This is a genomic window from Imperialibacter sp. (genome assembly GCF_040222385.1).
Classification (GTDB): domain Bacteria; phylum Bacteroidota; class Bacteroidia; order Cytophagales; family Cyclobacteriaceae; genus Imperialibacter.
Genome location: NZ_JAVKDF010000016.1, coordinates 1 through 13705, shown reverse-complemented (window position 1 = coordinate 13705; position 13705 = coordinate 1). Strand labels below are relative to the sequence as shown.

General features: G+C 46.2%; 5 protein-coding genes. 3 read left to right on the top strand and 2 right to left on the bottom strand.

The features are described 5' to 3' along the window. A partial coding sequence (locus tag RIG68_RS03720; RefSeq protein ID WP_350118736.1) for a T9SS type A sorting domain-containing protein occupies positions 1-318 on the top strand: 318 nt, incomplete at its 5' end. A gap of 263 nt (positions 319-581) precedes the next feature. Further along, on the top strand, positions 582-3605 hold the full coding sequence (locus tag RIG68_RS03715; protein ID WP_350118733.1) for a CHAT domain-containing protein: 3024 nt from the start codon (positions 582-584) through the stop codon (positions 3603-3605). Here RIG68_RS03715 and RIG68_RS03710 read toward each other — a convergent pair. Continuing rightward, entirely contained in the window at positions 3602-4288 is a 687-nt protein-coding gene (locus RIG68_RS03710) for a tetratricopeptide repeat protein (protein WP_350118730.1), read from the bottom strand. The two genes, RIG68_RS03715 and RIG68_RS03710, sit on opposite strands and share 4 nt — an antisense overlap. Continuing rightward, entirely contained in the window at positions 4281-4859 is a 579-nt protein-coding gene (locus RIG68_RS03705) for an RNA polymerase sigma factor (protein ID WP_350118727.1), read from the bottom strand. The genes RIG68_RS03710 and RIG68_RS03705 overlap by 8 nt, the downstream gene beginning before the upstream one ends. Before the next feature lie 179 nt (positions 4860-5038). Here RIG68_RS03705 and RIG68_RS03700 point away from each other — a divergent pair. Further along, positions 5039-13705: SGBP N-terminal domain-containing protein (locus RIG68_RS03700; protein WP_350118724.1), on the top strand; the 8667-nt coding region annotated here is incomplete at its 3' end.

The window sequence follows — 13705 nt, the reverse complement described above, 5'->3', positions numbered from 1 at the left end:
GTTACTGCTGAGGATGGCAGCACGCAGGAGTGGACAGTAACGGTGACGGTCGAAGAGGGAACAAAAACAGGTATTCCCGAGGTGTTTGCAAACCTCAGTGTTTACCCTAATCCAACTGTCGATAAAGTACATATTTCGGGCCTAGTTAATGGCACCGAGCTGCGGTTAATAAACCTGAGTGGGACAGTGCTCAACCAGGTTAGTCAAAGCCTGCATGACACTGAATCTATCAGTTTGGCTGGCTTGACCGAAGGAGTGTATGTACTGCAAGTGTCAACCGAAGGGAAAGTAAAATCCTTCAGAATCATTAAAAACTAATTCCACAACGACAACGAAAGGGCATGGCAGCGTAAGTCCCTTTCAACATTAAACCGGCCATCTGGTCGATGGATCACTGGTTTATGCGATCAAATTCCCTTCGGGGAAAAATAAAACCCCGGCACGATGTGCCGGGTTTTTTATGTTTATGATGACAGCAGGCTGATTTTCAGGCACTTTACACTCATATCTCACCTAAACAAGATTCAATTGTTATTTTTGATTTTATAGGTTGTATTTCCGGTGTTAGTTAACTTGGTATAATGAGAACCTTCCTACTTGCCTTAAGTTTGCTTGCCTTTTACAGTACTTCCGGTCAGGAAATTGCTCCCATGCTGGTGGCAGCTGAGCGGGCTTTTCAGGATGCCCGCTATGAAGAGGCCTTAAAGCTTTACAAAAAAGCTGAAATGGGGTCTTTGAACTCCAGGGACATTACTAATCAAATTAATTCACTGATTGGGCAGGTCAACAGCTACCAGGAACTATCCAAATTCGATGACGTCGAGAGGGTGATCGAAAAAATCGCACAACTTCCACATGATCAGAAGACGGAGGCTGAAATAACCTTTCTTCACGGGCGCCTGGCGGCACTTACAGGAAAGGATGAAATAGCTCTCATTAAGTTTGATAAAGCCATTGCTCTCTCCAACGAACCGCAAGACATTGTCAGATATAATACACATAAAGGGCTTGCTTTGGTCAACATGCACGAGTTAATCGATGCTGAGAAAATCCTCAAAAAAGCCAGCTCGCTATATGATTCAATGAAGGTTGATGATCAAACGCTAAAAGCGAAACTTATTGGCTTGAATGCCCGAATCAAATGGTACACCGGTGATTTTGCCGGCTCGCTCATCCTATTAAAAAAAGAACTGGAGGTAACACTGAAACTGCTGATACCGGATCACCCTGAAATCGGCACTCTCTATGGCAGCATAGGGATTATGTACAAGAACCTTCTGCAATACGACAAAGCGCTGGAATATTATGGCTTGTCGCTCGATATCAGAAAAAAATACCTTGGGGAGGACCACCTCGAGGTAGCTAACAGCCTGAACAACATTGGCTATTTACTGTACAAGAAAAAACAATTTGAAAAGGCCCTTGAAATCCACCGTCAGGCCTTGAAAATCAGAAGTGATCAGCTAGATCCCCTCCACCTTAAAGTGCTGCAGTCCACCGAACACATTGGCCTCTGCTATGGGGGGATGGAAAGGTTCGATGAGGCCGAAAAGTATTTTCGAATCATTCTGGACGGAAGGACAAAAAAGTATGGACACGACCATCACCTGACCGGCTATGCCTACTACAACCTTGGTGCGGTAGCAGTGGAGATTCCTGACTATGAAAAAGCGGCGGCGTACTTTCAGGAAGCAGCTGAGATCGGCAAGAAAGTGTATGGGCCTCATAACTACGACCAGGCGGACAACTACAACCGGTTGGCAAATTGTCACTTGAAACTAAAGAAGACTCAGGAGGCCATTTCAGAATTTCACCTGGCATTGCAGCACAACCTTCCGGGGTATACCTGGGACGGAGATGCTGATAAGATACCCGACCTGCAACACCACCTGTCTTTTCGGGAAATTCAAAGGTCTCTGCTGGGGCTAGCCGAAGCGCACGCAGCCCAAAGTGAAGACCCGGAGACATCGGTTGCATATTTGAAAGCCACCGAAAGCGTCATCGAGAGATTCAAGCTCAATTTCTCTAAAGATAGTGACCTGATCTCTATCTCCGGCAGCATCAAAGAATTGGCTGATTACGCCATCCCCATTTACTTCCGGAAGTATGCAGCCAACAAGAACCGTAAGGATCTGGAAGAAATTTTCCGATACACTGAGCTGGCAAAAAGTTCAGCATTGTTGAGCAAACTTAGTAATGAAAAGGCGAAACAAATTTCAGGCATACCTGAGGCAACACTGGTCCGGGATAAGGACTACCGACTAAAGCAAGACTCGCTGAATACATTGATCATTTCTACACTGGAGTCAAAGCAAGATGCTTCGGCAACCAAAGCCAATCTCTTCAAGATTAACCGGGAGTATGAGGAGTTTATCAAAAGCCTTGAAAAACAGTATCCGGCGTACACCGAGAATAAGTTTGGGCTCATACCGGCATCCGTTGGATCAATTCAAGCTTTTTTGGCGGAAAGAAGTCAATCAACCGTACTGTTGAGTTTTCACCTAACTGACGACAAGACCCTGTTTTCGATGCTCATTTCTGAAAATGACGCTACAATCAATAGATCCGATGCAAAAAACCTTGATGAAGTTATCACAACCTTTAGAAAAGCATTGACCGACCAGAATGAAAAAGTCTTTGTCGAAAGGTCCGAAGAGCTCACTCGTCTTCTACTATCACCCATGTATCCGGCCATCACTGGTAAAGACCTCATCATCATTCCTGGCGGAACCACTGGCTACATTCCCTTTGACTTACTTTTAGATGAATCAGGTAGTTATTTGATAGAGAATCATGTAATATCTTATGATTTGAGTGCGACTTTGCTTGAGACAAGAAAACATAAAAACGCTGAAGAAATAAGTGTGCTTGCCTATGCGCCTGAGTTTTCAGAAACGAGCAAAACAAATTATTCGATGGCCGGATTGGCACTAAGATCAGACAAGCTGTTTGCTCTTCCTGGCGCCAGGAAGGAAGTCGAATATGTGAGTGATATCTTCAATAGCTTGGCAAGGCTTGGCAAAGACGCCTCTGAGTCCAGCTTTAAGCAAGAAGCAGCGAATTTTTCAATCCTCCACCTGGCCACCCATTCTATTGTGAACGAAAGTGATGCCGATTATTCCAAACTTGTCTTTTCAGACGGCGATGATAATGAAGATGGGTTCCTGCACGCCTTCGAATTGATCAATTTGCACCTGAACGCCGATTTGGTCACGCTGAGTGCGTGCAATACCGGGGTTGGCAAGATTGAAGAAGGAGAAGGTGTCATGAGCCTCGCCCGGTCCTTTCGGTCAGCGGGTGTGCCCAGCGTTGTGATGAGCCTTTGGCCTGCTTCAGACAAGTCCACTCCCGAGCTTATGCGGCACTTCTATGAAAACCTTTCGAATGGGCAACCCAAAGACTTGGCGCTGGCCAACGCCAAAAGAGCCTATCTTGCCGCCGCTCAAGGCAAAGCGAGAAACCCATTCTTCTGGGGAGGTTTTGTATTGATTGGTGACAACAGCCCTATCGGAAAAGATCGAAATACGATCATGTGGCTGCTCCCGTTGATTATCGTAGTCTCTTTGACTCTGGTAGTCTACAAAAGGAAGTCAGGGGTCGCTTAAAGCTCACTGCGAAGCTTTTTCGAATTGGCGGCAATTTCAGAGCTGCCCGACTCCAGAGATTCCAAAAGAGGGATAGCGCTTTTGCTGTCATTCATTTTCACGTATATCAGGGCGGTATACCAGGTGGCCGCTTCCGAATAATCTTCATCTTTCATGCGCAATACCTGCTCCATGTCAGTGAGGGCAAGTGCCTCTTTATTCATCTCGATGAGGCAGATTCCTCTGAAAAAGTAGTCCGGGGCGGATAGCGAGTTCAAGGTACCGAAGGCGGTGATGGCGGCCTCATATTCTCCCTCATCATATGCCTGATAAGCCTTTTCCCTCCCGTTTATATTTTGTTCTCCCCTTACCGACGTCAATTCATAATTCGGATAGGGCTTGTAATACTCGCTAAAAAGTGATTCCTCCTGTCGGGTAAGGAAAAATGCGACGGAAGCCACCAAAAACAAGGAAGCAGCAATGCCTATATACGTGGGGTTGATCTTTCTGACAGGCCTTGCTTTCTTTTCAAAGCTTTCCACTTTTGTTCTTAGTTCCAGCCTCACTTTACTTTCAATGCCATCCCTTATTCCCAGCTCAAATGCCAGCTCTTGCTGCTCCTCCAAAGATAAATTTTCTTCAAAAGTCTTCCGTTCGACTTCTGTCAGCTTACCCTGCAAATATTTTTCTCTCGCTTCATCCATCGCCTAATGGTTTTTTAACCTGAGACCTGATCTTTTCCAGGCACCTTTTTTTGGTCGTTCTCGAGACCGCCTCACTGTTGTGTCCCATGATCTCAGCGATCTCACTCATTGATCTTTTCTCAAAATAGAAAAGCCGAAGTATGTGCTTGCACGCCTCGCCCATGGCATCGAAAAGCTCCCAGGTTTGCTGCCTCGCCAGGTCGTAGGTCGCTTCCGCTTCCTTGTTTTCCGACAAAAACCGATAGTGTTCCACCAACCCCTCCTCGTGGCGCTTCATCCGACTCCTTTCGTCGAACTGCTGCCTCACCTTGTTCTTCCCAATACCAAAAAGATACGTCTTCAGGCTGCTTTCAATACCTGAAATGCTGTCATTCATTACTTTTTCAAAAAACACCGTCAGCGTATCCTGATAGTGATCCAGTGCATCTTGCTCCGTAATAGCAAACTTCCTTCTGCTCCAGCTGACAAATTCATTTCGGTAACTAACGTATACCTCCTCCATCACCCGCTGGTTCCCCTCACGAATGCTGGCGATGATGTCTTTCTCACTTCTTCTGAAACTGATTTTCACTAGTTAGTCGGCGAACTACAAATATGTGAACACTATCGAAAGAAAAAATAAGAAATGAAAAAAATAGTGAAATGATGTTCACATTCTAATGCCTGGCTGACTAAGGGTACAACCAAAAATTCGCATAACCAGACAAATGTCGCAGTGAATCACATTTTACCACTTGAAACCTTTATGCCATGAAAAACTTTTTACTCTTTAAGCACTTTTTGCTGGCCACATTAATGTTGTCAGTACTATCGACTGCAAGGAGCCAGTCCATTTCTTATCGCGCAAGCTACGATCTCACTGCAGGAGCGACACTAGGTACAACTTATGGCGTGTCGACGACATTTACCAGTGCAGCCCCTAGAGGTGTGCTTTTTAGTGACGATGGGCTTACCATGTTTCTTTTTAGTGCTGCAACACATGGCATCCACCAATACAGCTTGTCTGAGCCATATGATCTGACCTCAACGGTAGCCGAAGAAGGTTCAGCAGCGTATAATGCAATTGATCTGACTTTTAGCGAGGACGGCACACTTATGTTCGTAATGACCAGTAATGCCGTCTATCGTTATACTCTAGAAAATCCTTTCGATATAACAGGAACAATCACTGCAGCTGGCTCATATTCTATCGGATCGGGTAGTAATGCTATTCGATTCTCTCCAGACGGTTCAAAAATGTTCATAGGCAAGTCAGCCGGAAATATCAGACAATACTCTCTTTCTACTCTGTATGATTTTAGCACAACCGTTACTGATCAGGGATATTCCGAGGATTTGACTTCATCCATCAGCGGAATTGCTTTTAGTTCGTCAGGCACTAAAGTGCTTATTTCAACCTCATCAAATACTATTAATCAGTTCACATTGTCCACTCCTTTTGATGTAACAGCTACTGTAATGTCGGATGAGGTGTCATTCGTCCTGACTGGTGTGTTTGGTTTGACATTTAGTCCAGATGGTACAAGGCTTTTTGCTGTGACCACATCTAAAAACGTACTGCAATACGACGTAAAACCACCCCAGTTTAGAGAGGCTATCTCAAATACCGGCGCAATTGCAGGATCTGTTACCAGTTTCACGCTCAATGGGGACACATTTACTCATCAAGGCGGTACTTTAACTTTTAATACAGACTTTCAGGTACCAAATATTCCGACAGGACTAACCCCTGTTTTGACTGTTGGTTCTGACGGCACAAACGCTACTCTCAGTTTCTCTGGATCAGCTACCAATCATCAAAACAGTAATGATGTATCAAGTTTGACTTTTAACTTTTTAAATTCTGCATTTACAGGTGGAAATTCTTCAGCAGTAAGTGGAGCACAAAGTGCGAGTACAGGCATTTCTCTTGATTTCAGAGTAAATCAGACCCCAATTTTGGGATATGGGCAACCTATAATTTCAAATGATAATATCCAACCCACCACATTTAGTGTTGGATCTCAAGAGACCACACCAACAGCCATGGCATTCACTAATACTGGAACAAAGTTGTTTGTAATAGGCACTGCTAATGCTACCATTTACGAGTATAACCTGACCACTCCCTTTGAGATTACTGAAGGAGTGAGTTCAAGTGGTAATTCTTATAATGTAAGTACAGAAGAAACCCAACCTAAGGGTATTCAATTCAATGGTGATGGAACCAAGATGTTCATTGTGGGAGCCTTTGGAGATGATGTCAATCAATACAGTCTTTCCAGTCCCTATGATATTACCAGTACTGTTACCCCTCAGGGGAGCTTCAGTATTTCTTCTCAAACGTCTGCTCCAGAGGGATTTTGTTTTAGCCCCAATGGTGAAAACATGTATGTAACAGACATTTCAAAAACTTATATGTACAGACTTTCAAACCCCTACGATATCACGAGTGGTGTTACCTATGATGTATCGCTGAATGAAGGCGGAAAGGATCTTGTTTTCAGTTTTAGTGGGAAAGAATTGTATTTGAATAATGGTAGTGCTGTTACTGTTTATGAACTGGAAGTTCCTTATTTCATTGGCTATGGAGTGAATGAGAGGGAGTATATTTCTTATAATTCAGCAGAAACCCAGGCAGTAGATTTTTTTATAAGCCCTGACCGATCGCATCTACTCATTCTGGGTGATGCAGGGGATGACATCACTCAGGTGAATCTACCAATTGAAACTTTTTCTGAATCATTTGCAGATGATGGATCAGTATCCGGTACAATCTCAATAACTCTTGTGGATGATTTATTTGCCAATGCAGGAGGCACATTACTACAGGGTATACATTACACGCTTTCGGGACTTCCTTCCGGTCTGACATCAACATTGAATGTTGCTTCAGATGGAGGTAGTGCTGCATTCTCTTTGTCAGGAAAAGCGACAAGTAATGATCGTGCAGATAATGTTTATGATATTCAGTTCACTTTCAATGACAATGCATTTGTCAATTCCACCGCAAGCCAGGTGACTAATGCTGTGGGAGCTAGTAGCTATTTCGCAATAGCCTTCAAGGACATAAATGGTGTCATTTCGACACCCGGTGGTTATGACCTATCACAACAGTCATATTCTGGGACAACCCTGGATATTTCTTCTGATGAAGCCAGTGCAACCGGATTGGCAATTAGCAATGATGGATCAAAACTATTTATCAGCGGGGCGGATGGTCTTGATATTACTACTTATAATCTAACTACACCTTTTGATGTATCGGCGGTCACATTAGCTGGAGCATATGATATTTCTTCAGAAACTTCAACTCCCTTGGATATAGCTTTTAATTCGGATGGAACTAAGATGTATGTTTCTAGCTCTAATACAATATTTCAATATGCTTTAATCAATCCATTCGATCTTTCAACTGGTGTTAGTCTGGATGGATCCAAGACTTTGAGTGTATCTAAATTGGCATTTAGCTCTGATGGAAGCCGACTAATCACCCAGGTTGGCTTTCAGTTCTTTCAATATGAACTGAGGACACCATTTGATATTACGGATGATATTTCACTAACCGGGAGTACATTCCACACTTTGGTTGGGGCAGGAGGTATCAGTTTTTCTCCGGACGGGAATACACTGTTTATGATCAGTGGTCAATTTGATCGTGTTTATAAACTTAACCTGACATCTGCATTTGACATAGTAGGGGGTGTGAGCAATAATATTTTCCTTTATGTCGGTTCACAAGAGCTAAATCCTATCGATTTTGTTTTCAGTCCAGATGGCTCAAGGTCGTTTCTTGTCGGTGCTAGCGATGAAGTTAACCAATACGAAATCACTTTGAGCGATTTTACAGAATCAACAGCCAATGACGGCTCGGTCAATGGATCCTTTTCCTTTGGCCTTGCTGGTGATGTGTTTACCCATGCAAATGGAAGCTTAACCCAGGACACGGACTATACCACTACAGGGATGCCGGAAGGTTTAATTTCAGCTATCAGTATATCTTCCGATGGTCTTACAGGCACTTTGTCTTTTTCTGGAAATGCTGACGATCATCAAAATGCTGATGATGTTTCCGGCTTTACCATCAACTTCCTTAACAGCGCATTCGTTTCTGGTGATGCATCTAGCATCCTCAATGGCAACTTTGTAGTGAATGCAGGAATCGACTTCATTGATGATGGGAGCCTTGCCTACGATGGTATTTTTTATGAATCGTACAAAAATGACGGTTCAGTTGATGAATCAATAGAAATCACAATCACTAATGATACATTTACTCATGCTGGAGGGTCTCTTGCATCAGGTACGGACTTTTTGGTCGCTAATCTTCCTGCTGGTTTGACACCTCAAATTTCGGTTGCAGCAAATGGCCTTACTGCTACTTTGACTCTTTCAGGAGCTGTTGCGGCTCATCAGGACGCAGATGATGTTGCAGACTTAACGATCACGTTTGAAAATAGTGCCTTTAGTACAATTGCTGCTGAAAATGTTATCAATGGAGTTGACTATTCCCTGGGTGGAATTGATTTCAAAGACAACAATCCCCGGATCGCTTATGGGAATCAGTTCGATTTTGATGAAAGTATACCTGTGCAGAGCAGCGGCACCTTCAGTGTTGCCTCGGAGACTACCAATGGTACCGGACTGGAGTTCAACGCTGACGGCACAAAGATGTACGTAACCGCTTACACGACTGGTCTGGTGTATCAGTACTCTCTGAGCACCCCATTCGATATTTCAGCAGGCGTAACGGCCGACGGAAACCCACTGGATGTTTCTGCTGATGATACACAGCTGGTGGATCTGGTATTCAGCAGCGATGGAACAAAACTCTTTACACTTAGTTTCGGAGACGATATTCATCAATACAATCTGGCAACTCCCTACATTATTACCTCAGGCGTCACACTCGTCGACTCCTATGATGTGGGCGCTCAAGGAGGGCAATCCTCTGGCATTGCCTTCAGCCAGGACGGTTCCAAAATGTTTGTCATTAGCTCCGCTGCAGACAAGGTAAGCCAGTACAGCCTGGAAACACCATTTGACATCAGTGCAGGGGTGAGTTTTGACGGGCAACCCTATTCGGTAACTAACTACAACTATCAGGACATCTTTTTCTCTCGGGATGGAACCAAAATGTTCCTCTCAAATAGCTCTGCTCCGGGTGCTGCTGCAGTTCGTCAGTACCAACTTGCGGACCCATTTGATATCACCTCCGGAGTGACTGCGGAAGGTTCGTTGGACTTGCAAAACATTGACAATGGTCCAGCGGGGGTAGTTATTGGTAAGGACGGAACCAGAATGTTTGTGTTGGGCAGCCAGAATGATATGGTATACCAATTTGACCTGGTCACAGATGGATTTGTGGAAGCCGACCTCAACGATGGCGCCCTGGAAGGTGACCTACTCGTCAGCATTCAGGACGAGCAGTTTGCCAGCGCCGGAGGACAGCTGACACACGGATCGGACTATACTATTACGAACCTGCCGACAGGATTAACTCCAACCCTGACTGTTTCGAGCGACGGGTACTCCTCTACGCTTACTTTGGCTGGCAACGCTGAGGCTCATCAAACCACCGACGACATCACGGACCTCACGTTCACCTTTGGCAACTCAGCCTTTGAAGGAGGAAATGCCTCTGCGGTGGCTAACGCTATGAATGCCTCAAGCAACCGTGGAATTGATTTCAGGGATAACCTCCCTGCTGTATTCTACGGAGATATTTTTGACGTATCCAAAGCCGTAAGTGCCGGAACACCGCTGGACATTAGCGGTAACGAGGACTATCCAACGGGTATTGCTTTCAATAGCGACGGGACCAAAATGTTTGTTGCCGGTGAAGATAATTCCCTAGTGCATCAATATGCGCTCTCCACTCCGTATGAAATAACAAGCGGTGTAAGTTATACTGCTTCCTACGATCTCTCGGCTGAAGACGAGTATCCCCAAGACCTGGCCTTTTCAGCTGACGGAATGAGAATGTTTATCCTTGGCGACGACAACTACTATGTTTACCAGTACAATCTTACTACGCCCTTTGACATCACTGCAGGCGTTTCTTATAGCGGCCATTCCGTCTATATAGAAAATGAAGACAGTTCGCCTCACGGGCTTACATTTAGCGCCGACGGCACGAAAATGTACATGGGTGGGAGCAACAACTATGAAATCTATCAATATAGTATCGGGGCTTCTTTCGACCTTTCCTCCACTGTAGCTTATGAAGGTAGCCTTAGCCTGCCAGATGGTGAAGGCAATGGACCCACAGGGCTGGTGTTCTCACCCGATGGACGCCAGCTGCTGATTTCAGATGGAAATCAATATGGGATTTTCCTGTACAGTTTGGGTATTCCTTTTGACGTCACGCAAGGCGCCACTAGTCAGGAATACTTTGACCTGGACGCTGACGGCATCTATGATCCTTCGGGTATTGCTACAAATCCGACGGGGTCAAGAATATTTGTAACCGACGGAGACAACGGGAGGATTGCTCAATACAATATCGATCTCGGTGGCTTTACTGAGACTTCTGCCAACGACGGAACAGTTGAGGGGTCTATTAACATCAATATTGTAGACGACACCTTCGCAAGCCCGGGTGGAACACTGGCTTCGGGCAGTGCATTCACTATTACCAACCTGCCCAATGGCTTAGTGCCTTCGCTTGCTGTAGCCGCCGATGGTTACACGGCCACTCTTAGCTTCACTGGTAAAGCGTCTAACCACAAGGACGCAGCCGATATTTCAGGGTTGCTATTCACCTTCACCAATAGTGCTTTCGCCAACTCAAACGCCTCAGACGTTAACAACGCCATTGGTGCCAACAGTAACATAGGGATCGACTTCCTTATCAACACTCAGAATGACATCCTCACATTCGCCCTGACCCAACAGACAGGGCCAGCAACCATCGATAATGTAGATCATACAGTGACGATGGAAGTAAACGCTGGCACCAGCCTGACTTCTCTGGTTCCCACCATCACTTTGTCTGATGGCGCCACCAGCAATCCTGTCAGTGGCATGTCACAAAACTTCACATCAGCAGTGAACTACACCGTCGCCGCTGAGGATGGAACAGAACAAGTTTGGGAAGTCACCATTACTGAGCAGCAAGTCGCACCAACGGATATCCTGCTGTCTGAAACAACAATAGATGAAAACAACTCGGTTGGAGACGTAATAGGGACACTGAGTTCAGTGGATGGCAATACCTCGCAAACCCACCTGTATACCCTCGTCAGCGGGACCGGCAGTGCCGACAATGGGTCGTTCAGCATCGTGGGAACAGAGCTTCGGGCCGGAGTTGCCTTTGACTATGAAACGAAGCATGAGTATAAAATCAGGGTGAAAACCGACGACCAAAACGGAGGGCTCTTTCAAAAAGCGCTTGTGATTACCATCAATGACGTGAACGAAATACCCACAGATATTGCGCTGGATAATGCCGCAGTAGACGAAAGTAACCCTGCCGGGACCGTAGTGGGCACTTTTTCTACCACAGATGAAGATGCCGGACAATCACATCTTTACAGCCTGGTAAGCGGCACAGGAGATGGGGGCAACAGCTCCTTCGCTATTGACGGAAATCAGCTAAAAACTGCCGCCACGCTGGACTTTGAAACTCAGGACACCTACTCCGTCCGTGTTGAAACTGACGACCAAAATGGTGGCACCCTGGAAGAGGTATTTGTGATCTCAGTCAATGACCTACCAGCCCAGGTAACGGCACTTACGCTGGACAACCAGTCGGTAATGGAAAATCTTAATGCAGGTGCAGTCGTAGGTAACCTAACCACCCTTGGCGAGGACCTGTCCGGGTCGTATACGTATACCCTCGTGTCAGGAACGGGAGACGCCAACAATTCGCTGTTCGGTATCTCGGGCAGTCAACTGGTGACCTCCTCAGTATTCGACTTTGAGGCCGCTAATAGCTACAGTGTCCGCATTAAAACGAACGATGGGAACGGAAACACACTGGAAAAGGCCTTTACCATTTCAGTAGGTGACGAAGCCGAATCCAGCGATGCCAATATCCTTACGTTCGTATTGGCGGCACAGGCAGGGGATGCGGTGATCAGCAACGCAGAGCATACCGTGGCCATCAACGTGGTGTACGGTACCGATATTACAGCACTCACGCCTGAAATCACTATTTCAGCCGAAGCGAGTATGGATCCGGCGTCCGGCGTTGCACAGGATTTCACCAATCCGGTGGTGTATACGGTAACGGCTGAAGAAGGAAATACCCAGGACTGGACGGTGACAGTATCCATTGCCCCCAACACAGCCAACGATATTCTCACCTTCGTGCTGGCTGAACAAACAGGCGACGCAACGATCAGCGCAACAGATCATACGGTAGCCATTGGCGTTCCTTATGGCACCGACCTGACCGCCCTTACTCCAACCATTACGGTTTCCGAGCAGGCAACCATTGACCCAACAAGTGAGACCGCTGTCGACTTTTCTTCTGCTGTCGTTTACACCGTGACTGCTGGCGACGGTAGCACTCAGGAGTGGACTGTAACAGTAACGCCTGCAATGAATTCAGCCACCGATATCCTGACTTTCGTACTGGCCGAACAAATTGGTGATGCAGTGATCGACGCAGGAAGTCATACTGTATCGGTGATTGTTGCCACCGGTACCGATGCCACAGCCCTCACACCCACCATCACCGTTTCCGAGCAGGCGACAATAAGTCCGGCGAGTGGAGCAACACAAGATTTTTCTGCCCCAGTAAGCTACACCGTAACTGCCGGGAATGGTGCCACGGAGGAATGGACAGTCACGATAACGGTTGAGCCTGCGCCGTTGAGCAGTGCCAGGGACATCCTGACCTTCTCGCTGCCCGAAGAAACCGGGCCAGCAGTAATTGACGCTACGGCACATACAGTAGCTATTGAAGTAGTTGCAGGAACTAATGTAAGTAGCCTTACTCCCACCATTACCATTTCAGCTGCTGCTTCTATCAGTCCTGCAAGTGGCGCCCCTCAGGATTTCACAAGCGCTGTGGTGTATACTGTAACTGCCGAAGATGGTAGTACGCAGGAGTGGACGGTAACGGTGACAGTAGCTCCAGCCACGGAACCCTTAAGCAGCGCAAAGGACATCATCAGCTTTTTGCTTCACGAACAAACAGGTGATGCCCTAATCAACACCACGGATCACACCGTGACTATAGAGGTGGAAACTGGCACTGACATCACTAACCTTAGTCCTGCAATCACCGTTTCCGACAAAGCTACGGTAAGCCCTGGCAGTGAAGTCACTCAGGATTTTTCGGCAGCAGTTGTGTACACAGTTACTGCTGAGGATGGCAGCACGCAGGAGTGGACAGTAACGGTGACGGTCGAAGAGGGAACAAAAACAGGTATTCCCGAGGTGTTTGCAAACCTCAGTGTTTACCCTAATCCAACTGTCGATAAAGTA

Bases quoted from the DNA above. Each gene is read 5' to 3' on its own strand.
- RIG68_RS03715 (WP_350118733.1), top strand. From the start codon at position 582: ATGAGAACCTTCCTACTTGCCTTAAGTTTGCTTGCCTTTTACAGTACT.
- RIG68_RS03710 (WP_350118730.1), bottom strand. From the start codon at position 4,288: ATGGATGAAGCGAGAGAAAAATATTTGCAGGGTAAGCTGACAGAAGTC.